Genomic DNA, 26,642 nt, shown 5'->3' on the forward strand with positions numbered 1-26,642 from the left:
TTGGCTTCAAGGATGGCAGCGAGCTGGCTGGAGCTGGTATACGGCGAACAAAATGAACGAAGCGAGGGAGTTTTGATAAGCCAAACTCTTCAATGAGGAGTACCTTGGACTAGGTACGATAACGTTTCCCCCGCTCGATGACTGTGGCTCAAATCTTTTCGTTGAGTTTTTCCAGTATGCTGAGAAACGTACTTTCACAGAAATTATGGAGGAGATAATCCTTGGAGACGATCAAGGCCTATATTGCGTTGACGAAGCCCCGGGTCATTGAACTCCTCTTGGTAGCAACCATTCCCGCCATGCTGCAGGCTGAGCGTGGGGAGAATAATATCGCGCTCATCCTGTTGACCGTCATAGGAGGCTGGATGGGGGCAGCAGCTGCTAATACCTTCAATATGGTGGCGGATTCCGATATCGATCAGAAAATGGGGAGGACTCGTTCGCGCCCCCTTGTCAGGCACACGGTTTCCAACCGAAATGCCACCATCTTCGCGTGGGCGCTTACTGTTTTGAGCTTTCTTTTTCTCTGGCTCCTCTGCAATTCGCTTTTAGCGGCCGTATGTGTGATGCTCACCATTGCTTTTTATATCTTTGTTTACACAAAGTTTTTAAAAAGGCGCACCCATATGAATATCGTTTGGGGTGGCGCGGCGGGCTGCATGCCTGTGATAGTGGGGTGGGCCGTAATTAAAGACAATATGCCTGGAACAGACCTGGCTCACTGGTGGCAGGCCATCGTACTCTTCCTGATCATTTTCTTTTGGACGCCCCCGCATACGTGGGCCTTGGCCATGAAGTATAAGGAAGATTACAAGGCCGCTGGAGTGCCCATGCTGCCGGTAGTCCGGGAGGAAGTTGAGGTGACTCGGCAGATTGTTGGCTATACCGTTGCCACGGTTATAACCACCTTCCTTCTTATTCCCGCGGCTGGATGGATTTATGCAGTGGGATCAATCATCTCAGGAGCAGGCTTTCTATTTATGGCGATTCGGCTCCATCAAGGAGTCAAGCGTGGCGTGCCGGTCAAACCACTCAAGCTCTTCATTTTGTCGAATAACTATTTAGCTGTGCTCTTTGTGGCGCTATCGGTCGACGCTATTTTAGGCTTGGAAACTTTCGGTGCGATGCTTGATCCCTTTTTTGTGGCCTAAGAATGAGCCTCGGTCCCCGGGCGCACACTTCCTCAGACTTTCGAGCTCAAGGAAACGTAGCAAAAGCCGAGCGTATCGCTTGAAACTATACGATAGTCACATAGCCTTTCTTAGCTCATCAGCCTCATGGTTGTGGCTGCACTCTCGCCAGTTAAATGCACATCGAGATATTTTGTACACCACAAGAGAACGATTGGAGAAATCGCCAGTGCGGTTTCCGTCATCCTCATGGGGGCATCTCAAGGGTTATTGTCTATCTGCTGCCAGGCTGGAGCAGTGACAGCTGACTAAAGGGGACGTGAAACAATGATCTTTTTCTCAACGCCGAAGCGACGGCTATACACGCGAGAATGCACACCTAATCCTTTAGCCGATGATTCTATGCATAACCGGGGTTCTCCTAATACGCGTGTGCATATATCAATGAATCAAGGTGCCTCGGGGATAGAGCACGCAGCTCCTCATGACCTACGTCAAACAGTACGATGAGTTAACGCAGGGCCCGCTAGGTCGGAACTATCCCAGAATTTGGCAGATACACGACGTATCTCGGCAAATTAGATGATGTGAATTAGAACAATTTCCAGCTACTTAGCTGAAACTTTTGCCTCGAGAAAGCTCGTGTCCATCCGCTTGATTCTGCGAACCTTATGCCTCGAAGCTTGGTGATCGAGAAAACCTCGCCTGTATACTCCACACTTTCTGACACCACAGCATCTCCCTGCCGTTCTCGTTAGGGAGCAAAAGAGGGACAACCGAACCACAAGCCAAAGTGTGGCGAGTTGCTCAGAACAAAGAATGTCTGACTGCTCAGAAAGCTTAGACAGTTGCCTAAGGCGAGGCAGGGAAAAAACCTAGATATATCAGTGGATAGAGACGGTTTGAGCTAGCAATTAGCCCGTTGAACTGGGAAGTATCGTGGTTGTTCGTAGCGGATTGCTGGCCACAGCACACGCGTTAGTATTGAGAAATTTGTCTGCTGCATGAAATCTCGATCCGTGACTGTGGGGTCATATAGGCTGTGCCGCCTTAGTTATCACCGCACACCAGGAAGCCGATGCCGCTGAATTTAATGAACACGCTATGCCCCAAGTTTTATACGACCTGGCGGCATGGTCATAAAAGCCGAACACAACGATATGACGTGTGCGCGATTAACATTTTCTTCTCGTCCCTGTGGTTTTAGGTTTCGGCTGATATTGCACTGCCTATCGTCTATTGAGTTAGCTTGACCCTGCAGGTCTTTTATGGGGGAATTATTCGTAACTGAATATAAACTCGTGGTCAACTAATAGACCGTCGACTGTAGTCACTGCCTTAATTCCTAGCGAAGCTGGCTATCTCTCTTAGCTCGAACACATCCTGATCAACCCCAAGCGGAGCGCAATTACTGCTCAGGGCTGATCTGAGGTCACGATCTATTAATATCTGCACGATATGCATCGATGAGATCTTTTCCTGGGTTAGTCATATGCATTTGATCAGTGAATTTCACCAGTGATCGCGAGGAATCGTCCCAATCGTGATACAACGAACCCCCTAGGATCTGCTAGGGGGTTAAAAATCAGAGTTGATGATATTCCTGTTCAGGCGAGGTGTCTTCTGGGTGACGGCTCCAGCCTTGGGCATAGAGGAAGCCGAGGAGCGCCACGACGACAGAGCTGAAGCCGATATGGACAGGCACCGTCCAGCGAGGCACCCCTAAGCGGTATTGTATGACTCCAATGAGTGCCTGGAGCACTATTGTAGCGATAAGCCACAGGGTCGTTGTCTTGGTTTTGGTTGGAACGCGTTGAAAAGCTAACGATGCGGCGATAAGTGTGACCACTGCGAGCAATAGATACATTGTCCACGCGTGAATATGGGCCATCCATGCAATGTCGACCTCAAGACGCCCCTGCATTCCTGCTTCGGAGTCACCAGCGTGAGGCCCGGCTCCTGTCACCATGGTTCCAGTAGCGAGCACGAGAACTAGCAACCCAGCTGCGAAGGATACGAGGTAGCGCAGTGATTGATCGTAGGTGCGGTGGGGGATACCAGCATCGGGTTCTCCCACTCGAATATAGAAGATGGCAGCTAACCAGACGAGGAGCATGGACGGCAGGAAGTGAATGGCGACGGACCACCACTGAAGATCTAGCAGAACCGAGATTCCGCCGAGAACAGCTTGAATGATGACACCGATTCCCTGGACAATTCCGTGTATCACGAGTTCTTTGCGTCGATGAGCAGCCACAATAGAAATAAAGGCAGCGATGACTATGCCGATGAGAACAAAAGTGAGGAGCCTATTGCCAAACTCGATTGCTTGGTGAATCCACGGTGCAGCCCCCGGAACTGGCACGAGGGAGCCCTCGTGGCATAAAGGCCATGTATTACACCCGAGGCCTGATCCTGTCACCCGGACAATGGAGCCAGTCACAGTAATACCTGCCTGGGCAAGCAGCACAAATAGTACTAATCGCCGCTGGTATGGGATAAGGAATTTTGCTCGGCGCTGGATAGATTCTTGCATGCTAGACACGCGATTATTTTACCCCGCAACGCAAGGCGCTGAAAGTTATTAACACCTAACCGATGAATCTGTGAGAAATATCTTATGAATAGTACTCGACTAATCTGTGAAAGAGAAGAAACGGATCGATGCAGCGATGCCCAGGATTGTCCATACTATCAAGCTGAGCACAGCGAAACCTGGAAACTGACCGGCAAATGCTGAACCAATTCCATCAGCCAGAGCTACGGAAGGAATAATGTGGTACAGCGGGTGGATGGACTCGACGTTGAAGGTCAGGTAGCTAGCCGCCCCCACCAAAAGCACCCATATAAGGTTTGCTAAACCCAGCACCATTTCAGAGGAGAGAGTTCCACCAAGGAACATTCCCAAGGCAGTAAAACAGGCAACCCCGACAAAAAAGATGACCACACCAATGACCCCGAAGCCGAAGGTCGTCCTCCACCCGGTTATAAGTGCAACCAGGGTAAGGCACGCTACCTGCAAACTGGAGACTACAAGCAGTCCTACTACTTTTCCCAGAATAATTGTGGAGGCAGGTACACCCGAGGCGCCCGCCCTTTTCAACGCCCCATAGCGACGATCGAAAGCTAGAGAAATTGCTTGACCTGAAAAGCCCGAGCTCATCGCTGCGATAGCAAGAACCGTAGGGAAAATCGGGGAATGGGGGCTATACGTATCGAGCTGAGGGAGAAAATATGCTGCAATGATGATGCCAATCGGGATGACAAAGCTCAGCAGAAATTGCTCTCCATGACGCAAAAATAACAAGGCTTCAATTTTTCCCTGGGACTTCAGCATATGCATCACAGAGGCCCGCTGTGGTTGTGGGCTAAAGATACCTGGGGGGATATGATCAGGCTGCGGTTGAGAAATAGTCATAGAATAGCTCTTTCTAACTTCTTAAAGCGCGTCCAGTGATCTCAAGGAAAATATCCTCGAGACTTCGGGCCTCGGTCGACAATGAAATAATTAGGACGTTTTGTTCGGCAGCCAATCGGGCAAGCTGAGAAATCAAGGCTGGGGTGGGTTCAGTTGGTATCGAGTACACCAAGGGGCGAATCGCTTCAACGCCCAAGGCCGCCCACGGCGCAGCGGTTATGTCAAGGTCTCGATCCGTTTCGAATTTTAAGCCCGGAGAGGCTTCTTTACGCAGTTCGCTAGGACTACCGGCTGCGACCACGCTTCCCTGATCGATAATGACCACCTCGTCAGCTAAAGCCTGGGCTTCGTCCATTAAATGCGTGGTTAAGATGACCGTAACCCCGTCGGCGCGTAGTTGCCTTATTAATCTCCAGACTAGAACACGAGATTGTGCGTCCAATCCGGCTGTGGGTTCATCGAGAAAGACCACCTTCGGGCGCGAAATCAGGGCGAGAGCTAAAGCTAGTCTCTGCTTTTGCCCTCCGGAAAGTCGCCGATAGGTCGTTGACCTGACATTACCCAAGCCCAGCAATTCAATCAGCCAATCGGGATCAAGGGGATTAGCATTATAGGACGCCGACAACTTCAGCATTTCTTCGACCCTAATGCCCGAATAAGATCCAGATTCCTGCAACATAATGCCAATAATTGCGCGCACATCCTGAGGCCTGGTAACCGGATCGATACCGCAAACGCTGACAGCGCCGTGCGTCGGCTTCTGAAAACCTTCGCAGATATCAATCAGCGTCGTCTTACCAGCACCATTGGGGCCTAGGAGAGCCAGAACTTTTCCCTCGGGAACGCTGAAACTAACATCTTTAAGCGCCTGTATATCTCCGAAAACCTTGCTCAATCTTGAGACCCTGAGAGCAGGGGTTTTGGTGGGAGTCATCTTCACAACACCCTAGTCTATGCGACGTTTGAAATTTCTCCGGTAGGAAACGTACATGAGGCTGATAATTACTACCAATCCAACGACTGAGGCGGTATAAATCGAAAGTACCGTTTCTGGAGGCAGTGATAACCCCCGCGGAAGAACGAAAAAGCTCAGTAAGAGCGTATACGCAATGACTGCGGCTCTAAAAACCTCCCTATTAGCCCACGCGGCCAAGGGTAGAATCGCCCACAGCATATACCACGGGTGTACGACGGGAAAGAACGCCACCATTACTAGAGTTGATATCCCAAGCGCACCCACAGGGTGAATGGCGCCCTGATAGGTGCGCAGGAGTAACCGCACCATAGCAAAACCTGCAACCGCCAACCCCGACAGTCGGGTGATGATGAGGATAGCTTCGGTGTGATCACCTAAGTAGAGAAATTTCCCCACGAATCCGAAGATTACTCCGAGGGCAGTTGATATAGACATCCAGCTGCGTACGGCTATGGCCCCGCCTTGGCCAGTGATCCACCCTGAGCCGATCCCACTGACCCACGTGACGGTGAGGATTGCAGCGATCATGCAAAAGGTCTGCAGCGCAACAGCGATCAGCCAAGCTGAGGGTGTGCTGCGGCCGCGCAGGTGAATGACTCTAGCAATAGCCATTCCGATGAAACCGAGTCCGATAAAGCCGGTAACTTTAACCATTCCTGCGAGACTAATGAGAAGGCCACTGGTTGCTAGCAAAATGACTGCTCGCCTCGAGCCCGAGCGTTCCATGTAATCCACTCCGCGTAAGCCGACTTCAATGCCTGCCATGAGTAAACCGAGCAGGATCGACTCGTTATGGATGCCACCAATGAGGTGGAGGATAGTGAGCGGGTTGAGTATCCCTAGCCATAATGCGGCCTGCGGGAGAACACCGCAGCGTTTTGCTAGGTGAGTAAGAGCCCATCCGGCTAGAGCAACCCCAAGGAGAGAGATGATGCGGTGAGCAAGAACCCCAAGCACGATGGAGTCATTGGTGAGGAATGAGATCAAGGCAGCGATTCCTAATGCTACGGGCCCGTAAGGGGAGGGGGAATGGGCCCAGATGAACGGTACCGAACGGGCCAGATCGTTGTCAGTCCCGAGGAGATCTACAGGGCCCGCGCTATATGGATCGAGACCCATCACTACAATCGCACCGTTGGCTAAGTATGAGTAAATATCTTGAGTAAACATAGGTGCGCTTGCGATCAGCGGTAAGCTCCAAGCCACGAAAGTACGCCTGGTCATCGACATGCTAATAAGACCCATACGCGTATGAGCCTCTTTCAAGGCTACCCCGGCAAACGGCGCCATAAATAGCCACGCTAGGACTAAGAGAGCTATGCCAACAAAGCACAGCACTGTTGATGCTTGGAGCATTCTAGCCATGAGAGTGCCACCAGGAAAGACAGTATAAGGTGAGTTCACTACGGGCAGGGCTCCTGCTCCCAGGGCCCCTAGGCTAAGGAGTAGGGATCCTAGTGTGCCCATCCATCTGGTGAAGGCGAAACGTTCGAGATCAATGGCCGTGAGTGGGGTGTGGATACGATCCCTGACTGTGGGTTCCATTTCCGCCTCGGTAGAATCGCCAATCAGGGTTACGCTGCCATCGCGGAGAGTCTTGATGAGATCGACGCCGCTGGTGGCCTTTACCAGCAGGGAGGTATCGTGATAGCGTTCACCGCTTTCCGTCTGTAGAGAGGGTGGAATTGATTGAATACGCAGCACGGTGCGGAGGGCTCGGTTCCACCACAAGGGTGCATTCTTGCTCACTCACTCAGCTTAACTCAATCTTTTGCAGTAACGGACTTAGGCTCAAGCTGAAACCTCGCATCGCAAGTGTTTCGCAACCGTGGAACGCACTGAGAGGAGTCTGAGAAAAAACGACCACCCTCACCCTGTTTGAGTAGCAAAACCGTTGATAGGGTGCCCTAAATACTAGAGGTGAGAGCGATAGGCACTTTTCGGGGTTGTAACAGTGCCGCCATTTAGGTAACACTAGTGTTGTCTAAAGAAATCTAGACGGTTAGCTCCATAACGATATTAGGGCGATATTAGGGCAGTACAAGGAGGTGAAGCGATGGGCCACATCAATCGCGGAGAATCGCGCTCAACTGATGGTGAAACGCGTCATGCCATCATGAGCGAAATTCTCAAGCATAATCGCATTACAGCCTCCGAATTAGCCGAACATTTGAACCTTTCTACTGCAGGAATTCGCCGCCATCTCGATATATTGGTCGGGGAAGGCCTCGCGGAAATAACATCGGTTTCCGCGCATCAACGATCCACTCGGGGGCGACCCGCCAGGGCATTTAGCCTAACCGACAGAGGTCGAGCACAGTTTGGCCACAATTATGACTCGCTAGCAGTGGCAGCTTTGGAAACATTAAGGCAACACGGCGGGGAGGAGGCTGTTAGGGCCTTCGCTCGCAAACGTGCGCTAGAACTTATCGGAGATTTTAATTGTGAAGGCGACACGATTGAGGAAGCTGTAAGCGAGCTCGTGGACGTCTTTACACAACACGGCTACGCGGCTTCTATGAACAATGCCGGACAAGGCGTTCAGATTTGTCAGCATCACTGCCCGATCTCGGAAGTGGCCGCCGATTTCCCTGAGTTATGCGAGGCCGAGCATGAGGTGATAGCGAAAGTGCTCGGCCGCCATGTTCAACTACTCGCCTCAATCGCTGATGGCCACGGTATCTGCACGACTAATATACCCATCCGCCCCGTTAATAGATCTACATCGGTCTCCTAGTAATTGCTTGAGAGGAACGTATTCAATGACCCAAGCACCCGTAAACCCCCACACTCTCCAACCCCCTACAGACGATGAGATCATCGAGTCCATTGGTCCTTATAACTACGGCTGGCATGATCGTGATGATGCAGGACAACAGGCGCGACGCGGCCTGAATGAGGATGTGGTCCGCGATATCTCTGACAAGAAACAGGAACCAGCGTGGATGCTGGAACAGCGACTCAAAGCTCTCGATCTTTTTGGCAAGAAGCCTATGCCCACCTGGGGTGCGGACCTAAGTGGAATCGATTTTGACAACATCAAATACTTCGTGCGCTCCACTGAGAGCCAGGCCACGAGCTGGGAAGAGCTTCCCGAAGATATCCGCAATACCTACGACCGTCTAGGTATCCCCGAGGCTGAAAAACAACGCCTCGTAGCAGGAGTAGCTGCACAGTATGAATCTGAAGTGGTGTATCACCAGATTCGAGAAGATTTAGAAAAACTCGGGGTCATATTCGTCGATACTGACACCGCACTTAAGGAGCACGAGGAGTTATTCCGCGAGTACTTTGGAACGGTCATTCCAGCTGGCGACAATAAGTTCTCAGCATTGAATACTGCCGTATGGTCAGGTGGTTCTTTTATCTATGTGCCTAAAGGAGTGCACGTTGATATTCCTCTGCAGGCCTATTTCCGCATCAACACTGAGAATATGGGCCAATTCGAGCGCACTCTAATTATCGTTGACGAGGATGCTTACGTGCACTATGTCGAAGGTTGTACCGCTCCGATCTACAAATCTGACTCCCTACACTCAGCTGTGGTGGAAATTATTGTGAAGAAGGGCGGGCGGTGCCGCTATACCACCATCCAAAACTGGTCTAATAACGTCTACAATCTTGTGACCAAACGCACCAAGTGTGAGGAAGGTGCGTCGATGGAGTGGGTCGATGGCAATATCGGCTCCAAGGTCACCATGAAATACCCAGCGGTGTGGATGACCGGTCCCTACGCTAAAGGAGAAGTCCTTTCCGTAGCTTTTGCCGGTGAAGGCCAATTCCAAGACACTGGCGCGAAAATGGTCCACATGGCACCTCATACATCGTCGAATATCGTCTCGAAATCGGTAGCTCGAGGAGGCGGCCGAGCAGCGTATCGTGGGCTTGTACGCATTAATGCTAATGCCAACCATTCAACATCGAATGTTGAATGCGACGCCCTGCTCGTCGACAATATCTCACGTTCGGATACCTATCCTTATAACGATATTCGCAATGACCATGTCTCGCTAGGTCATGAAGCGACTGTCTCTCAGGTATCCCAGGAACAGCTCTTCTACCTTATGTCTCGAGGTATTGCTGAGGACGAGGCTATGGCTATGATTGTGCGCGGATTCGTCGAGCCTATTGCCAAGGAATTGCCCATGGAATACGCCCTCGAACTCAACCGTCTCATCGAATTGCAAATGGAAGGATCGGTGGGCTAACCCACATGGCTAGTACTACAGAAAAAAATTCAACCGTCCATGGTAACAAGGGCGACATATTCTCTTCCACGGATGTTAACGAATTCGAAATCCCACGGGGAAAGGACGAGGTGTGGCGGTTCGTTCCGCTGCGTCGCCTCAAAGGGCTTCACGACGGGAGCTTCGCACCCGTAACGGACACCCTCATCGACATTGCGGTTCCTGAAACGGCAACACACGTGGAGGTCGAGAAGGTCACCATGGATTCGCCCTTGATTGGACGCGCGGGTAAACCTATCGATCGAATAAGCGCCCAAGCTTTTACCTCGACCTCTCATGCCACCGTGGTTCAGATTGCAGACGCGGCGATAAATCCAGAACCCATCTCCATCACTATTACCGGTGCTGGCCATGACGTGACCACGTTTAGTCATGTGGTCATCGAGGTAGGCGAAGCGGCAGAAGCCACCATTAATCTTCGCTATAAAGGGTCCGGAGTACACGCTGACAATATCGAATTCATTGTAGGCGACAATGCGAAATTGAATGTTATCGTCGACGACTCATGGGATGACGATGCTGTCCACTGCGGTTCGCAGATGGCTGTAGTTGGTCGCGATGCCACCCTACGCCATTATGCTGCCCTGTTCGGTGGAGATCTCGTGCGCATTGTACCTCGCGTCCGATTCACCGCTCCTGGCGGGGACGCCGAGTTATTGGGCGTCTACTTTGCGGACTCTGGACAATTTTTTGAGCAGCGACTTCTCGTCGATCACGCGCAGCCGAACTGCACGTCAAATGTGTTGTACAAAGGGGCCTTGCAATCCCATTCAGCAGAGAAGAGGGCTGAGGCCCACACCGCATGGGTAGGCGACGTCCTCATCCGCCCGAACGCACAAGGAACCAGCACGTACGAAGCGAACCGGAATCTTGTTCTTACGGAAGGTGGACGAGCCGACTCTGTGCCAAACCTGGAAATCGAAACTGGTGAAATTCAAGGCGCAGGTCACGCAGCTACAGTCGGACGATTTGATGATGAGCAGGAGTTTTACCTACGATCCCGGGGAATACCGGCGGATGAAGCTCGACGGCTCATCGTGCGAGGCTTCTTCTCTGAAGTGATCGGAAAAATTCCGTTTGATCCCATTCGTGAGGACCTCGAAAACAGAATTCTGCAAGAGCTAGAAACCCTGCGCACGCTTAAAAAAGCCACATCTTAAACCCCTCTTAACTCATAAGGAATATTAATGAGCACCCTTGAAATCCGAGATCTCCATGCCCAAGTCATCCCCACAGATGAAAACGCTGGGCCGAAAGAGATCCTCAAAGGAGTAAATCTCACCATCAAATCTGGTGAAACGCACGCTATTATGGGCCCCAACGGCTCCGGTAAATCCACACTTTCCTATACCATAGCGGGGCATCCGCGCTACCACGTCACCCAGGGGGAGGTTCTCCTCGATGGCGTCAATATCTTGGATATGGACGTCGATGAGCGTGCTCGCGCCGGAATGTTTGTGGCGATGCAGTACCCAACCGAAATTCCCGGGGTTTCCATGGCAAATTTCCTGCGAACCGCCGCTACAGCTGTTCGCGGTGAAGCGCCAAAGCTACGGACATGGATCAAAGAGGTAAAAACTGAGCAAGAGAATTTGCTCATCGATAAAAGCTTTAGCGAACGCAGTGTCAATGACGGATTCTCTGGAGGTGAAAAAAAGCGCCATGAGGTTCTTCAGTTAGGTTTGCTCAAGCCCAAATTCGCCATTATGGACGAGACAGACTCAGGCCTCGATGTTGACGCATTGCGAGTTGTTTCCGATGGTATTAACCGCTACCAGCAGGACAACGATGGCGGTATCCTCATGATCACGCACTATAAGCGCATCCTCACCTACGTTAACCCGCAGTTCGTGCACGTTTTTGCCGACGGCAAAATTGTAAAGTCTGGTGGTGCTGAACTAGCAGATGAGCTGGAAGCTAATGGATACGATCAGTTCCTCAACTAACCTTTCCCCAATATTGAAAAAGTAGCGAGGAACTTATGTTTCATACACCGTCGGGCACCCTTGATATCGAGCGTATCCGCCAGGAATTCCCCGTATTTTCCCGATCTGTTCGAGGCGGACACCGCCTGGTTTACCTCGATTCTGGGGCAACCTCGCAGCGCCCGTTGCCGGTGTGGCGCGCGGAGGAGGAGTTTGTCCTCTACACGAACGCCCCAGTACACCGCGGAGCCTATCAGCTTGCTGAAGAAGCTACCGACGCCTATGAGGGTGCACGCGGGCGTATCGCGCAATTTATAGGGGCGCAGCCAAACGAATTGGTATTTACCAAAAACGCGACCGAAGCACTCAACCTCCTTGCCTATACCCTTGGGGATCCCCGCGCAGGGGAGTGGGCCGTTGGTGCCGGCGACACCGTAGTAGTCACCGAGCTGGAGCATCATGCCAACCTCGTGCCATGGCAAGAACTCTGTCGCCGTACGGGGGCCACGCTCGCCTGGCTCGACATGGATGAAACGGGTCGTATCGATCTCGACTCCTTGCGATTCGATGACTCAGTAAAGGTCGTTGCCTGTACCCATCAGTCAAATGTGACAGGCGCTATTTCTGATATTCCCGCCCTGGTCAGCAAGGCTAGAGCGGTAGGTGCACTCATCGTTCTCGATGCGTGTCAATCAGTTCCGCATATGCCAGTTGACGTGGTGGAGCTCGACGTTGATTTTGCGGCCTTTTCCGGCCATAAGATGCTTGGTCCTACGGGAGTCGGAGCACTATATGGTAAAAGTGAGCTGCTCAACCAGTTGCCGCCATTTCTAACTGGGGGTTCCATGATCGAGGTCGTGCACATGGATCATTCCACCTATGCGCCGGCCCCGCAGCGCTTTGAAGCAGGTACGCAAATGGCCTCACAGGTAGTGGGACTAGGTGCGGCGTGTGACTTTCTCAACGCTATTGGGATGGAAGCAATTCATCACCATGAGCAAGAGCTCACCCGCTATGGTTTGGAGCAATTATCCTCCATCCCAGGGTTAGAAATCGCCGGCCCCACTAAGGCTGACAACCGTGGCTCGGTCATTAGTTTCGATGTCGAGGGAATTCATCCCCATGACTTAGGGCAAATTCTCGATGATCAGGGTGTGTGCATCAGAGTTGGACACCACTGCGCATGGCCAGCACATCGAAAGCTGCAGATGCAGTCCACGGCACGCGCCTCCTTCTACCTTTATAATGACAAGGCAGATATAGACGCGTTAGTTGGGGCTATCGCTACAGCTCAGAACTTTTTCGGGACGCGCTAAGAAAAAAAGGAAGCCACAATGAATATGGAATCCATGTATCAAGAAGTTATCCTTGATCATTACAAGAACCCAAAGTTCTCTGGGTTGCGCGAAGGCCATGATGCCGAGGTTCACCATGTAAATCCCTCGTGCGGGGACGAACTGACTCTTCGGCTTGCTCTTGGATCCAACGGCGAAGTAAAAGATATTTCGTACCAAGCGGAAGGATGTTCAATTTCCCAAGCTTCCACCTCAGTAATGGCGGAGGAATTGATGGGATTAACAGTCGAGCAAGCGCGCGCGAAAATAGCCGAATTTGAGAAAATGATTACCTCGCGAGGCACCTATGAGGGCGACGACGTCATGATCGGTGACGGTGTGGCCTTCGCAGGAGTCTCCCAATACCCCGCTCGGGTAAAATGCGCACTTCTGGGATGGAAAGCCTTCGAAGCGGCCTTGAGCGAATCTCTCGATCGTAATAATTAACGGAAAGTGACTAATAATGACCGATAACCACGATGTAGAACCACCGCACGCCGACCCACATACCGGAATCATTGACCGCACTCATATCATCCCCGAACAAAGCGAGGCGGATGAAGCCAAAGCATTCGACATCGAAGAGTATATGCGCGACGTTATCGATCCCGAGTTAGGCATCAACGTGGTGGATTTAGGTTTGGTTTATGATATCTGGATCGAAAATGAGAATGAAGCCCATATCAATATGACGCTCACGTCACCAGCCTGCCCGCTGACCGATGTTCTCGAAGACCAAGCGCAGAGTGCGGTAGTCGGTAACGGCGGAATTGAAAAACTGCAGCTCAATTGGGTGTGGAATCCTCCATGGGGTCCGCATATGATCACTGAGGAAGGCCGGGAGCAACTGCGTGCGCTAGGATTCTCGGTGTAGTCCAGGCTTTCCCCAAGGGAGGAATTTCTCCCTTTGCTCTCGGGTGCTAGGATGGCGCTTTGTGATTGTGACCAATGACTTTGAAGTCCGAGTGGGTGCGCGCACCCTGCTTGACGCCACGCGGCAGCATTTACGAGTCCAGCCAGGCGATAGAATTGGCCTAGTAGGCCGTAACGGGGCGGGTAAAACCACCACTATGCGAATCCTAGCGGGAGAAACCGAACCCTATGGAGGATCCGTAGTCAGGTCAGGCACTATTGGTTATCTACCTCAAGACTCACGTGAGGGAAATATTGAGCAGACCGCACGTGAGCGGGTGCTCAGCGCTCGTGGCCTCGATGCTATTAATCGCAATATGGCCAAGCAACAGTCGATTATGGAAACCGCTGGCAGTGATGCTAAACGCGACAAAGCAATTAGGCAGTATACAAAATTAGAGGAACGTTACCATGCCCTCGGAGGCTACGAAGCCAACGCAGAGTGCGCACGCATCTGCGATAATCTGGGCCTAGAGGCGCGGATTCTCGATCAATCCCTTAAAACCCTATCCGGAGGGCAACGCAGACGTGTAGAGCTTGCCCAGATACTGTTCGCAGCTTCGGCTGGAAGCGGTAAATCCGAGACCACCCTTCTTCTCGATGAGCCGACAAACCACCTTGATGCTGATTCGATCCTATGGTTGCGTGGCTTTCTCTCAAAGCACGAGGGTGGTTTGATTATGATTAGCCACGATGTGGAACTCCTCGAGGCCGTATGTAATAAGATCTGGTTTCTCGACGCCGTTCGAGCAGAAGCTGATATTTATAATATGGGCTATAAGAAGTATATCGACGCTCGTGCTACTGATGAAGCTAGGCGCCGCCGCGAGCGCGCAAATGCTGAGAAAAAAGCGTCCGCACTCAAGGACCAGGCAGCTCGCCTGGGTGCCAAAGCCACTAAAGCAGCCGCTGCAAAGCAGATGTTGGCAAGGGCGGAGAAGATGGTCGCACAAACCGATGAGATTAGAGCAGGCGACCGCGTGGCCCATATCAAATTTCCGGCTCCAGCTCCCTGTGGAAAAACTCCTCTCAATGGTCGTGGTCTGACCAAGATGTACGGCTCGCTCGAAGTATTCTCTGGAGTCGATCTCGCAGTTGACAAAGGGAGCCGGGTGGTCGTTCTGGGTTTCAACGGCGCTGGCAAGACCACGCTGTTGAAGTTACTTGCGGGGGTAGAACGTACCGATGGTGAGGGGGGAGTAGTCACTGGCCACGGCCTGAAAATTGGCTACTTTGCCCAAGAACACGACACCATCGATCCGGATCAAACGGTGTGGGAAAACACCATCGCCGCTTGCCCCGAAGCAGGGGAGCAGGATTTGCGTGGACTACTAGGAGCATTCATGTTCTCCGGGGAGCAACTAGACCAGCCAGCCGGGACCCTTTCGGGCGGTGAAAAAACCCGTCTTGCGCTAGCTAGCCTCGTTTCCTCTCGGGCTAATGTACTTCTACTCGATGAACCGACGAATAACTTAGATCCGATCTCCCGCGAACAGGTTCTCGACGCCCTGGCCACCTACGAGGGTGCTGTGGTGTTGGTGACTCACGATCCAGGCGCTGTGCGAGCACTCAATCCAGAGCGCGTTATCGTCCTCCCTGATGGCGATGAAGATCTGTGGAGCGACGAATATATGGAGATCGTGGAGCTATCTTAACCAACCATCACGTACTATGGTGAGATGTCGAAGAAACTCTTGGCGCTCCTTGGAATAGATCTATGTGCTGCCCTCACAGCATGGCACTTTCTCTATTACACTCCGCATGACAGAATCCGCGGATCAAAAAGACGCTGGTTTTTTATTACGCTCATCGACATCATCGGACCCATACTTTTTCTCAGCCGTGGCCTAAAAAAAATGAACCTCCCATGATAAGAAGGAGGTTCATTGCGAGACGGTGAGAACGATCGTTTAGTTTCTTAGTCCGTGCAGCGGGGCGGGAATAAAACCGCCACGTGAAATAAACTGAGAGTTATCTACTTGAGACACTGGAATAACGGGCGCATAGCCTAGCAGCCCGCCGAAATTAACTTCGTCGCCAGGCTTGGTCCCAGGGACCGGTATAACGCGCACAGCGGTGGTTTTGTGGTTCATCACGCCGATAGCTGATTCATCTGCAATCATCCCAGAAATGAGAGATGCTGAAGTTTCGCCCGGGATCGCCACCATATCGAGACCTACCGAACAGATTGAGGTCATCGCCTCTAATTTATCGATACTGATATTCCCGGCCCGAACTGCGTCAATCATGCCCTTATCTTCAGATACTGGGATAAAGGAGCCGGACAGCCCTCCAACGCGTGAGCACGCCATCATACCGCCTTTTTTTACAGCGTCATTGAGTAGAGCAAGCGCAGCTGTTGTGCCGTGAGTCCCCACCTGATCCAGCCCCATATTTTCCATGATGAGAGCCACAGAATCGCCGATCTCAGCGGTAGGGGCTAAGGACAGATCGACGATTCCGAACGGGATACCAAGCCGCTGCGCTGCCATGGTACCTACTAGCTGACCCGTACGAGTAATCTTGAATGCAGCCTTTTTAATGGCTTCAGCCACGTCGTTAAGGCTAGCGCCCTTGAGATCTCCCAGAGCCCGATTAACCACGCCAGGGCCGGATACACCTACGGAGACCACGCAATCTGGTTCTTCGACACCATGGAAAGCGCCAGCCATAAAGGGGTTATCCCCCACAGCATTGGCAAAGACTACGAGCTTGGCGCAGGCGATAGCGGAGCGCTCTTTGGTCAGCTCCGCTGCCTCTTTGATAACTCTGCCCATCAAGGCCACCGCATCCATATTGATCCCGGCACGCGATGAGGCGATATTTACACTCGAACACACCAGATCGGTTTCTGTGAGCGCTTGTGGGATGGACTCGATTAGGCGCCGATCCCCAGCGGTCATGCCTTTTTCTACAAGGGCTGAATAACCACCTACAAAATCCACACCTACCGTCTTGGCTGAGCGATCGAGTGCATGGGCCAGTGGCAGGGGAGATTCTTTGTGGGCTTGAGCAATCAGAGCAATGGGGGTGACAGAGATACGTTTGTTAACTATCGGGATACCAAGTTCGCGCTCGATACCTACGCAGGTCTCTACCAAGTGTGCTGCTTGGGTTGTTATTTTTTCATAAACAGCATCGCAGGTTTCTTGCATGGATCCGCGCACGCAGTCGAGCAGTGAAATTCCCATGGTTACCGTGCGGATATCGAGCCGGTACTGCTCGATCATGGCGATTGTTTCTAGTACAGCATCGGAAGAATGTTGAATAGTCATCTCGATCTTTCTTTAAATGAGATTCATAGCATCGAAGATGGCCTGCGATTGGATTCTGATAACCAGCTTTTCCCGCTTTTCAATCGCTTCCATGCGTTCTTGAATCATTTTGAGATCAATGGAGTCTTCATCGAAGGCAACATGAAGAATCATGGTGAAGTAGTCTTCCATGAGTGTCTGCGACACATTGTGAATATTTACATTGAGTTCAGCTAGGGCTGTCGATACTGCGGCAATAATCCCCGTATGATCTATACCGGTAACGGTCATAATGGCAAACATAGGGAGTATGTTACAGGGTTTTGAGAATATTCATCGACCCCAGAAGAACCCGGCGTTGGGTAGCACAATTAACGGGGGCCTGTAGCGGTGAGGCTGAGCGAGTGGGCGATAAAATTGCACAGGACGTGTCTCGCCCAGCGTGGGTCAAAGTTTTCGACAGACTGGAGAATCTTGTCAAAATCCTGTGGATCAAAATACCCACTGTGCATATAGAAGCTCATGCGAGCCCTGACCCCTTCGTAGTCCATCTCTCCGTGAAACTGGGAGGCCCAAACGTGGTCGCGGAAACGGATCAGCTGGTACGGGCAACTAGGTCCAGAAGCTAGCACCTCAACCTCTGGGCCGACAGTCTCGATGGCTTCCGTATGGCCGGTAAGCGCCTGGAATCTCGCTGGCAGGCCTTGCATGATGGGGTCGGTTTGAGAGGCGGGGACAACAACGGTAATACCGGTTTCTTCGGGGTGCTTACGGGCGACAGTTCCACCAGTGGCGTGCGCCAAGTAGCCAGCGCCAAAGCATATTAAAAAGACAGGTTTATCGCCATAGATCAGCATATCGAGCTGACGGTGCACGTGTTGTTGGTATACAGAATACGGTTCAGGATAGACGTGGAGAGGACTTCCCCCGACTATTATGCCTGCGTACTGCGAGGTGTCCCCAATTGTGTCGCGCTCGGATTCTAAAATTATATGGTCGATGTCAGAGGCTCCCAGGTTGCTCGCCCGCCGAAAGTCAGCAAACTCGGATAAGGCGACTGGGTGTCCACTTTTACCTTGGCGCAAGGATACAAAAAGAAAATCAGCCATAAGAAGTCTTATTGTAGGTTATGAAGAACTACTTCGTACACTACCTTCTACAATTTGTAGGATAGCTTGCAGGTCGGTGGTGTCGGCTCCTGACGATAGCCTCGTTATGAGCCCATCGAATACCGTTTCCAAATATGTATGTAAAACCTCCAAGCTCACGTCAGTACGCAAGCCGCCCTTTTCCAGGTTGAGGCGCAGCCGCTCGCGCAGGGCATCGTCTAGAGTGCGTTGGTGTTCAATCCACCGTTGCCGAAAACTAGAGTCAGTGCGTAGCATAGTTGAAATTTCGAGCCGCGTGGATAACCACGAATAGTCTTTGGGATTCTCCAAAATACTGCGCATCACCTCGACTAATCCGTCTTTGCTTACAACCTCCGCCATCCGTTCGGCATCTTCGCGAGCAAGAGCGAGGAAGAGGTTTTCCTTATCCTTAAAATGATGGAAGATCGCTCCACGTGATTTGCCAATTGATCGCTCCAATCGACGCACGGTGGCCCCCTCGTAGCCGTATTCGGCAAAGCAGCGCCTGGCGCCATCGAGGATATCTTGGCGTCGCGAGATGAGTTCGCTATCGGACACAATAGGCATCGCGAAGTCCTTTATTTTTCAGTGCGTTAAAGCTCGAAATTTATGGGAGGCTGAGGGAAGCCATCTGGCTTCCCTCAGGATTGGGATCGTCCTCAATCCCACAGCGAACTGACTCCTATGACTTAGCCATATTGCGAAGCACGTACTGCAAGATGCCGCCGTTGAGGTAGTATGCGAGCTCCCCTGGAGTGTCGATGCGTACGATCGCGTCGAATTCTGCGACAACCTTGCCATCTAAGCGGGCTGTGACCTTGACGGTATCAGGGGTAACCCCCGAATTCATGGCTGCGATTCCCTCAATGTCAAAAATTTCGTGACCAGTCAGACCGAGACTCTCGTGCGACTCACCCTCCGGGAACTGCAGGGGGATCACGCCCATTCCGATCAAATTGGAGCGATGAATCCTTTCGAAAGATTCTGTGATCACGGCTTTTACGCCAAGAAGACTAGTACCTTTAGCAGCCCAGTCTCGCGACGACCCGGTTCCGTATTCTTTGCCTCCGAGCACAACCAGAGGAATATCTTGAGCCTTATAATTTTGGCAAGCATCAAAGATAAACGCTTGAGGGTTACCGTCCTGTGTGAAGTCGAGGGTGTAGCCACCCGCGATGTCGACGAGCTGATTCTGGAGGCGGATATTGGCAAAGGTTCCGCGCATCATGACCTCATGGTTTCCACGGCGTGATCCGAGGGAATTATAGTCCTCTCGGGCGACACCGTGCTCGTCCAAGTACTGGGCTGCGGGAGTACCTGGCTTGATTGAAGAAGCAGGGGAGATGTGATCTGTGGTCACTGAGTCGCCAAGTTTAGCTAGGACGCGGGCGCCTGCAATATCAGTAACAGGTTCAGGCTCTACAGTCATATTGTCGAAATATGGAGCCTTGCGAATATAGGTGGAGTCGTCGTCCCACTCGAAGGTGGTCCCAGTGGGGATATCGAGTGCTTGCCACTGCTTGTCCCCCTTGAAGACGTCTGCATAATCTGCTTCGTAGAGTTCGCGGCTGATCGATTGCGCGATCGTCTCCTCGATCTCTTCGGTAGAGGGCCAGATATCTTTGAGGAATACCTCGGCTCCGTCCTGATCGACTCCAAGAGGTTGGGTCTCGAAATCAAAGTCCATCGTGCCAGCGATAGCATAGGCAATAACCATGATCGGGGACGTCAGATAGTTCATCTTCACGTCAGGAGAGATGCGGCCCTCGAAGTTGCGGTTTCCAGACAAGACAGCTGTGGCAGCCAAATCGTATTCGTTAATTGCAGCTGAAATCTCTTCCGGTAGGGGGCCCGAATTTCCAATGCAGGTGGTACACCCAAAACCGGATAGATAAAATCCTAAGGCCTCGAGGTCCTTCCAGAGATCTGCTAGCTGGTAATAACCGTCTACAACCTGGGATCCAGGAGCGCAGATGGTCTTTACCCATGGTTTTGCTTTGAGCCCCTTGGCTGCCGCTTTACGGGCGATGAGGCCGGCCCCGATCATCACTGATGGGTTTGAGGTATTGGTGCACGACGTGATGGAGGCGATAGCGACCATGCCGTGGTCAACAGTGAACTCGCCGCCATTTGGTGAGGTAACAACCACGGGTCGAGATGGGCGACCTGTATTCGCTAAAGCGGCGCTCTCTCCGTTGCCGGAACGTGAGGAATTAGCAGTGCGCTCGAACGCGCCCTCAAGGCGGACCGGCTCGAGGGTGTCGGTATCGGCAGTATAGGTCGGTAGGTCTGCGCGGAACTGTTGCTTTGAGTCAGATAGCAGAATTCGGTCCTGAGGGCGTTTCGGACCGGCGAGTGAAGGTACTACGGTACTCAAATCTAGCTCGAGGTACTCGGAATAGAGGGCTTCCGGGGCGTCTTTTTCAAGCCACATCCCTTGAGCTTTTGCATAGGCTTCGACGAGGGCTACCTGCTCTTCGGAGCGGCCTGTTAGATGCAGGTATTTGGTGGTCTCTTCGTCGATAGGAAAAATTGCGCACGTGGAGCCAAACTCTGGCGACATATTGCCAATAGTTGCGCGGTTAGCCAGCGGGATAGATTTGACCCCGTTCCCATAAAATTCTACGAATTTCTGCACAACTCCGTGCTCGCGCAACATCTCGGTGATGGTGAGAACTACGTCGGTAGCGGTTACTCCTGCTGGGATCTCTCCGGTGAGTTTGAAGCCTACAACCTTTGGAATGAGCATGGAGACTGGTTGTCCGAGCATAGCGGCTTCGGCTTCAATACCGCCGACGCCCCAGCCAAGAATGCCCAGACCATTTTCCATGGTGGTATGCGAATCTGTGCCGATACAGGTATCGGGATAGGCGACGTTATTATTGTCAAAAACGACGCGGGCAAGGTATTCAATATTAACTTGGTGCACAATCCCTGTTCCTGGTGGAACAACACGGAAATTGGAGAAATTCTCGGCACCCCAGCGTAGGAACTGGTAGCGCTCCTCATTGCGCTCGTATTCAATGTCAACATTTTTTTGCAACGCGTCGTTGGAACCGAAAGCTTCGACAATAACCGAGTGGTCGATGACCATTTCGGCGGGATTGAGCGGATTTACCTTATCGGGATCGCCCCCGAGAGTCTTGACCGCCTCGCGCATGGTGGCAAGGTCGACCACACAGGGAACGCCCGTGAAATCCTGCATGAGTACACGAGCGGGAGTGAATTGAATCTCTACGCTAGGTTCCGCCTGAGGGTCCCAGTTGGCGAGAGCCTGAATATGTTCAGCCTTAATATTGGCGCCGTCCTCGTGCCGGAGCAAGTTTTCCGCAAGCACTTTGAGTGAGTAGGGCAGCTTGTCCAAACCAGGCACGGAGTCGAGAGAGTAAAAATGATAGGTTTTTTCACCTACTGCGAGAGCCTTGCGGGCATGAAAAGAGTCTTTGCTAACGGTCACTATATAGCTCCAGGGTTGATAGGGATTGGGTTTCGAATATCTTAGTATCAGGTGCGACACTTGAGGCTTTATCGGCTGGAAAATCTTTGGTCGCGTCGCGTGACGCTCATTATAACAGTACAAGCGTTCTGTTGGCCGGAGTTAGAATCAAATCGAGCAAATAAATTCAGCTCCTCCAAGATAATCGCTACATATACCAATAAAAACTCAGCTCGTGACGCATTCTAGGAGTACCTATACCCCTCCAATTTGTGCACCAGTCAACGCTGTCGATTCCGTTTAATGCGTGGATCTGCTATCGCGTGGATTGTGCTACCCTGTGGCATAAGTTGAGGTACTCACCATGCTCTATGCTGTCTAAGGCACTGGCTTAATCGGAAGGAAAGTTTAGCTCTATGATCCCTTCTACTATTGATATGAATGATCTCGCTCGGCAGCTTGCTGAGGATGATGTGGCCTTAGAAACTCAAGATGACAACCTCCACGACACTCTTGAAAGTGCCAAGCTCTATCTCGAAGAGCAGACGATGGTCTCGCCGGTTGGAGTCGTGGTAGTAGATCAGACCCCACCACAGCCCGCTGATTTACGGGATATAGGCCAGGTCCTTCTGGATGCGGGAGGATATGAGTTGGTGATTGTCAGAAGCCCCGATAGTAGCGGAGTTGTGAGTACAACGTTGAGCCGCGCGGAAATCGAGTCGGCCAAGTTTAGCTTGGTTCAAAGCACCGACTACGCCGGTGATATTACGGCCTTTGCCGATACTCTCGCTGGGGGTAATCCTATGTTGTCTGCCCCCCTTGTACCCGTCCTAGTTTTTAGCTTAGTTGCTGCTGGAATTATAGGAAGTATCCGTAAAATCAAGGTTTGGGAATAGACAACTGTCAACGTGTGCTTGACAGTTTCTTCTTTATTTTGTGGGGTAGGCGCGCCGATAAACGTCCAAAATGTAATCAATATCACTTTGACCTCAAATTTACATCGTTTTCGCAGCTCAATCATGCATTGTTTCAGAAGAGGTGTGCTGTTGCGTTTGTGACTGGATCGAAGCATGGTGCATGTGGTGAAGGAATTGCCTTATTGTTTGTGTATTGACTCTTGAGTCGATTCCAGAAGCTTGACTATCATTGGTCGTTTTTTTGCACATGTGGGGAAGCACGTCGCAAACAGCCATATTGTCGGGCTTGACAATTTTGAACGAGGAGTTTTCGTGCGCAAATTTGGGCGTATCCTAACCGCGGCCTCGGTAGCTGCCCTACTTATGCCATCACAGTTGATGGCCGTTGCGGTGCCTACCAATCCCTCCGACTCGGCGATAGCAACTGCGCACAGCGAGGTTGGCGATGCCGAGTCAAGCGTGACAGCTTTAGTGGCAGCAATTTCAGATAGTGAAGCCAATCTGTCTCGAGTTGAGTTGGAGATGGGTAAGCTGCGTGAGGGCGTTAATAAGGCCATCGTTGACTATCACCGAGCTAAAGACGAAGCTGACCAAGCACGTGCTAAAGTCGCCCAAGCACGCAGTAACTTAGAGTCGACCCAATCTGATCTCACTCGCGCGCAGCAATCGCTCGATGAGATTTCTCGATCAACCTATCGCAAAGGCGCCACGGGAGTTGTTGGGGGACTCGCGGGAACCACAACGTCTGAGGACGCACTGGCTCGCCAGACTTTCCTTCGCACCCGCGCTGAAAAGCAGAGAACAGTCGTTAATGAACTGGATCGACTTCGCACTCAACAGGCTAATGAGGAATCTCTCCTTCGCGAGGCGCGTAATATCGCTGAGGCCAAGGAGCGGGCCGCTCTCGACGCCAAGGAAAATGCGGAGCGAGCAATACGCGAAAACTCTCAAGAACTCGAGCGTCGACATATGGAACGTCAGAGCCTCGAGGCCGACCGCTCAGCCGCCCAGGTACGTTTGAGTCAGGCGCGCAGCACGGCCGATGCTCTCTACGCCCAACGTGAGGAATACCGAGCATTTGAAAAAGCCGAAACCGAACGCAAGGCCAAAGAGGCTGAGGCAGCGCGGGCCGAGGCTGCGCGAGTAGCTGCACAACAAGAACTGGAGAGAAAAGAAAGGGAACGCCAAGAAGCCGAGGCACAGGCCCAGGCAGCCCGAGAGGCACAAGCACAAGCACAGGAACGCGCCGCACAAAAGGAGGCAGCGGAGCGGCGTGCTGCCGCTGAAGCTGAAGCTGAGGCAGCGCGCAGGGCCCAAGAAACTGCGGCCGAGGTAGCCGCCGAGCAAGCGCGGGAGGCAGCTGCAGCCCAAGCCGCCGAAAAGCAGGCACTCGAGCTGGTTAATCTCGCAGCCGATGAACTCCTAAAAGCCTCCGATACCCCAGACCAGGGAGCCGCACCCCAAGACATCCCTCAAGAGTCGGTTGCGCCAAGCGCTGAGGATATAGCAGAGGATTCTAGTAATTCAAGCCCTAGTTCCCCAGAAGCCTCGGCGGTCGCTGACGACGAATTAGATTCCGCTATCCAGGATCTCCTCGTTAAACTCGATGAGATTGCGGACGAAACTCCAACCGGTAATGACATCATCACCGACGGTTCAAGGAGCGAACGCATCGAAGCCGTGATTGCCAGGGCACAGAGCGTGATCGGGACCCCTTACGCTTGGGGTGGTGGCAACGTGAATGGCCCTACGAAAGGAATCCGTGATGGCGGAACCGCCGATAGCTACGGCGACTTTAATAAGGTTGGTTTCGACTGCTCGGGCCTGGTCATCTACGCCTTCGCCGCCGCCGGCTTCGATCTGCCACACTATACTGGCTACCAATACAAGCACGGCACCAAGATCGACCCCAAAAATATGCAGCGTGGTGACCTCATTTTCTACGGACCCAACGCTGAATACCACGTAGCTATCTATCTCGGTGATGGCACAATGATCGAAGCTCCCCAATCTGGTTCAACCGTCCGTATCTCCGATGTACGCTGGGGTGGTATGAGTCCGTACGCTGTGCGTCTAATTTAACTCGCGCATTTTAAATATTCTCAGCCCGCCACCTCAACGGTAAAGGTGGCGGGCTGAGAATATGGGATGCCGCGGTGGGGCAGAAATGTCGCTTCAGGGTATTAGGATGGGTTAGAGTCATCCCTATGCACCTTTCTATTGATGCTCTTTTGCTGTTAAGTTTTGGTGGCCCAGAGAAGTCCGAAGATGTGATGCCTTTTCTGCGCAATGTTACGCGCGGCCGCGGAATCCCCGACGAGCGTTTGGAAGTTGTGGCAACCCACTACCACCATTTTGACGGATACAGTCCCCTCAACGATTGCAACCGAGAAATAGTAGCAAATATCCAATCGGAATTATCACACAGAGGGCGCAAACTTCCCGTCTACTTCGGAAACCGGAACTGGCACCCCTTTGCCGTTGACACCTCAGAAGAGATCGCTCGCGATGGGCACAAGACTGTAGCAGTTTTCGCGACGAGTGCATGGGGTGGGTACTCGGGATGCCGGCAGTATAACGAGGATATCTCCGCGCTACGCGAGCATCTCGCGGAACGCTCACTACCATCAGTCGACTTTATCAAGCTGCGGCAATTTTATGATCATCCAGAATTTATAGCCGCGAATGCTCATGCGGTGCGCGATACTCTCGCAAAATTTCAAGCCCTAAACATCCCACCATCGGATCTTCGCCTGGTTTTTACGGCCCATTCCATTCCCATGGTGGCCGACGAAAATTCTGGCACATTTGCGGATGGGAATCTGTATTCTCGGCAAATTCACGAAGCGGCCCGCCTTGTCGCTCACGCGGTAGACTTCAAGGACTACGACGTCGTGTGGCAATCAGCCTCCGGTGATGGTCGGATACCGTGGCTTGAACCCGATATACGAGATCACGTTGAGCAGCTTAACGATCAAGGCGTCAACAATATTCTGGTGTGCCCAATCGGCTTCATTTCAGACCATATGGAAGTTGTGTGGGATCTAGATAACGAAGTCCGCGACGATGCGCAGCGGCTGAATATGACGATCTTACGGGCGCCAACCGTCGGGCACACTCAGAAATTTGCGTCAATGGTGGTCGATCTCATCGACGAAAGTCTGGGTAAATGTCCTGCACAGCATTCAGGTACCGTGATATCGAAAGGAGTTACCTTAAATGGAGCTGCCTGTGAGTATCAATGTTGTCCGCCGGCACGGCGCCCCCACTCGACCAAGGAATAACTTATAGCAGCCATCCGAGCGTGTCGGATATATTTTGCCAAGCTAAGGAGTTGAGGATCGAAAGCGTGGTGGTCGTAGCGAATGTGGACTGCCTCCACAATGGCACTTACACGGTCGGCGCGCGCGATTAGTTGACCGGCCCGCGGCGGCAGATCTGCGGGCAGGCCAGGATTTTCATAGAAGTCACTGAGAGTCCCCACTAGAAGGCGGGGCTGGCTCGATTGATGCTGTAGCAGCGAATCTCGGCCTTCGATATAGTCCGCAGACCGGGCGGTGGCTTCCCGCAACAGGGTATCAGCTTCCCCCAGACTAATAGTAGAAAGCGGGCGACCTTGGTATGGGGCGGCCTCCCATTCCACTCCCGTAGCACGCTGATGGGGGATGAGCAGTGTGTGATGCCCGATCAATAAGGCTTCATTGACTCCTAAAGGTGCGGGAATAGGATCACCAGGACCACCAAGGAGGGCCATAAGTACTGGTGGTTTTGCCGAGGTGAGCATCCTTTGTCTAAGGAATTTCAGCAGTTCAAGCAGATTTTCCTCGCCGTCGTACAGCGAGTGTGCGCCTCCGAGGTCGCCTAAGGCATCTTTAAGGCTGTCAAAGGATTCGAATCCATAAAACCAGGCGCCGAGCCACAGGGTTATATTTTGAAGAGGCGAGTAGAAATCTTTCATTCTCC

22 protein-coding genes are annotated in these 26,642 nt (G+C 52.2%); 12 read left to right on the forward strand and 10 right to left on the reverse strand.

Translation table 11 applies throughout. The annotated features are described in order from the left end of the window. Positions 1 to 221 precede the first annotated feature (221 nt). The gene (locus tag NXT01_RS01640) at positions 222 to 1,151 is read left to right on the forward strand and encodes a heme o synthase (protein ID WP_259076828.1); all 930 of its coding nucleotides are present in this window, start codon (positions 222 to 224) and stop codon (positions 1,149 to 1,151) included. Positions 1,152 to 2,715: 1,564 nt separating this feature from the next. Here the strand turns inward: NXT01_RS01640 and NXT01_RS01645 are convergent. The 4 genes from NXT01_RS01645 to mptB form a co-directional block, all read right to left on the reverse strand. Beyond that, entirely contained in the window at positions 2,716 to 3,666 is a 951-nt protein-coding gene (locus NXT01_RS01645) for a heme A synthase (protein ID WP_259077101.1), read from the reverse strand. A 99-nt stretch (positions 3,667 to 3,765) separates the two neighbouring features. Then, a complete protein-coding gene (locus NXT01_RS01650; RefSeq protein ID WP_259076831.1) occupies positions 3,766 to 4,548 on the reverse strand; it encodes an ABC transporter permease in 783 nt (260 codons plus the stop codon). Between the two features lie 13 nt (positions 4,549 to 4,561). Continuing rightward, positions 4,562 to 5,482: an ABC transporter ATP-binding protein gene (locus NXT01_RS01655; RefSeq protein WP_259077102.1), complete on the reverse strand. Its 921-nt coding sequence runs from the start codon at positions 5,480 to 5,482 to the stop codon at positions 4,562 to 4,564. 12 nt (positions 5,483 to 5,494) lie between these two features. Then, positions 5,495 to 7,228, reverse strand: a complete 1,734-nt coding sequence (gene mptB, locus NXT01_RS01660; RefSeq protein WP_396124701.1) for a polyprenol phosphomannose-dependent alpha 1,6 mannosyltransferase MptB — start codon at positions 7,226 to 7,228, stop codon at positions 5,495 to 5,497. 352 nt (positions 7,229 to 7,580) lie between these two features. On the opposite strand from mptB, the gene NXT01_RS01665 reads away from it, so the two are divergent. The 8 genes from NXT01_RS01665 to NXT01_RS01700 all read left to right on the forward strand — a co-directional run bounded on the left by NXT01_RS01665 (position 7,581) and on the right by NXT01_RS01700 (position 15,597). Continuing rightward, positions 7,581 to 8,261 carry a metalloregulator ArsR/SmtB family transcription factor gene (locus tag NXT01_RS01665; protein ID WP_259076833.1) on the forward strand — a complete coding sequence of 227 codons (681 nt, stop codon included), beginning with the start codon at positions 7,581 to 7,583 and terminating at the stop codon, positions 8,259 to 8,261. A gap of 25 nt (positions 8,262 to 8,286) precedes the next feature. Continuing rightward, a complete protein-coding gene (gene sufB / locus NXT01_RS01670) occupies positions 8,287 to 9,732 on the forward strand; it encodes a Fe-S cluster assembly protein SufB (RefSeq protein WP_259076835.1) in 1,446 nt (481 codons plus the stop codon). Between the two features lie 5 nt (positions 9,733 to 9,737). Next, positions 9,738 to 10,931 (forward strand): Fe-S cluster assembly protein SufD, encoded by a 1,194-nt coding sequence (sufD, locus tag NXT01_RS01675; protein WP_259076843.1) that lies wholly within the window; start codon positions 9,738 to 9,740, stop codon positions 10,929 to 10,931. Positions 10,932 to 10,958: 27 nt separating this feature from the next. Then, the gene (sufC, locus tag NXT01_RS01680; RefSeq protein ID WP_259076846.1) at positions 10,959 to 11,717 is read left to right on the forward strand and encodes a Fe-S cluster assembly ATPase SufC; all 759 of its coding nucleotides are present in this window, start codon (positions 10,959 to 10,961) and stop codon (positions 11,715 to 11,717) included. Positions 11,718 to 11,752: 35 nt separating this feature from the next. Continuing rightward, positions 11,753 to 13,012: a cysteine desulfurase gene (locus NXT01_RS01685; protein ID WP_259076848.1), complete on the forward strand. Its 1,260-nt coding sequence runs from the start codon at positions 11,753 to 11,755 to the stop codon at positions 13,010 to 13,012. 18 nt (positions 13,013 to 13,030) lie between these two features. Beyond that, positions 13,031 to 13,477: a Fe-S cluster assembly sulfur transfer protein SufU gene (gene sufU, locus NXT01_RS01690; RefSeq protein WP_259076851.1), complete on the forward strand. Its 447-nt coding sequence runs from the start codon at positions 13,031 to 13,033 to the stop codon at positions 13,475 to 13,477. 16 nt (positions 13,478 to 13,493) lie between these two features. After that, positions 13,494 to 13,904, forward strand: a complete 411-nt coding sequence (locus NXT01_RS01695) for a metal-sulfur cluster assembly factor (protein ID WP_259076854.1) — start codon at positions 13,494 to 13,496, stop codon at positions 13,902 to 13,904. Between the two features lie 61 nt (positions 13,905 to 13,965). Then, positions 13,966 to 15,597, forward strand: coding sequence for an ABC-F family ATP-binding cassette domain-containing protein (locus NXT01_RS01700; protein ID WP_259076856.1), 1,632 nt, complete (start codon positions 13,966 to 13,968; stop codon positions 15,595 to 15,597). 255 nt (positions 15,598 to 15,852) lie between these two features. Here the strand turns inward: NXT01_RS01700 and NXT01_RS01705 are convergent, their stop codons facing one another. The 5 genes from NXT01_RS01705 to acnA all read right to left on the reverse strand — a co-directional run bounded on the left by NXT01_RS01705 (position 15,853) and on the right by acnA (position 21,783). Further along, positions 15,853 to 17,217 carry a PFL family protein gene (locus NXT01_RS01705; RefSeq protein WP_259076858.1) on the reverse strand — a complete coding sequence of 455 codons (1,365 nt, stop codon included), beginning with the start codon at positions 17,215 to 17,217 and terminating at the stop codon, positions 15,853 to 15,855. A gap of 12 nt (positions 17,218 to 17,229) precedes the next feature. Then, entirely contained in the window at positions 17,230 to 17,499 is a 270-nt protein-coding gene (locus tag NXT01_RS01710; RefSeq protein ID WP_259076869.1) for an ACT domain-containing protein, read from the reverse strand. A gap of 68 nt (positions 17,500 to 17,567) precedes the next feature. Next, positions 17,568 to 18,305, reverse strand: coding sequence for a glutamine amidotransferase-related protein (locus NXT01_RS01715; protein ID WP_259076871.1), 738 nt, complete (start codon positions 18,303 to 18,305; stop codon positions 17,568 to 17,570). A gap of 18 nt (positions 18,306 to 18,323) precedes the next feature. Beyond that, positions 18,324 to 18,893 (reverse strand): TetR/AcrR family transcriptional regulator, encoded by a 570-nt coding sequence (locus NXT01_RS01720; protein WP_259076874.1) that lies wholly within the window; start codon positions 18,891 to 18,893, stop codon positions 18,324 to 18,326. A gap of 115 nt (positions 18,894 to 19,008) precedes the next feature. Further along, on the reverse strand, positions 19,009 to 21,783 hold the full coding sequence (gene acnA / locus NXT01_RS01725) for an aconitate hydratase AcnA (RefSeq protein WP_259076877.1): 2,775 nt from the start codon (positions 21,781 to 21,783) through the stop codon (positions 19,009 to 19,011). Between the two features lie 395 nt (positions 21,784 to 22,178). On the opposite strand from acnA, the gene NXT01_RS01730 reads away from it, so the two are divergent. The 3 genes from NXT01_RS01730 (at position 22,179) to NXT01_RS01740 (ending at position 25,963) form a co-directional block, all read left to right on the forward strand. Further along, positions 22,179 to 22,658: a DUF6676 family protein gene (locus NXT01_RS01730; protein WP_259076879.1), complete on the forward strand. Its 480-nt coding sequence runs from the start codon at positions 22,179 to 22,181 to the stop codon at positions 22,656 to 22,658. A gap of 384 nt (positions 22,659 to 23,042) precedes the next feature. Next, positions 23,043 to 24,761, forward strand: coding sequence for a DIP1281 family NlpC/P60 protein (locus tag NXT01_RS01735; RefSeq protein WP_396124702.1), 1,719 nt, complete (start codon positions 23,043 to 23,045; stop codon positions 24,759 to 24,761). Between the two features lie 125 nt (positions 24,762 to 24,886). Beyond that, on the forward strand, positions 24,887 to 25,963 hold the full coding sequence (locus NXT01_RS01740) for a ferrochelatase (RefSeq protein WP_259076883.1): 1,077 nt from the start codon (positions 24,887 to 24,889) through the stop codon (positions 25,961 to 25,963). On the opposite strand, the gene NXT01_RS01745 is transcribed toward NXT01_RS01740, so the two are convergent. Further along, the gene (locus tag NXT01_RS01745) at positions 25,918 to 26,637 is read right to left on the reverse strand and encodes a hypothetical protein (protein ID WP_259076886.1); all 720 of its coding nucleotides are present in this window, start codon (positions 26,635 to 26,637) and stop codon (positions 25,918 to 25,920) included. The two genes, NXT01_RS01740 and NXT01_RS01745, sit on opposite strands and share 46 nt — an antisense overlap. Between the last annotated feature and the right edge of the window lie 5 nt (positions 26,638 to 26,642).

It is taken from the genome of Corynebacterium sp. ES2775-CONJ, assembly GCF_024814515.1.
Taxonomy (GTDB): domain Bacteria; phylum Actinomycetota; class Actinomycetes; order Mycobacteriales; family Mycobacteriaceae; genus Corynebacterium.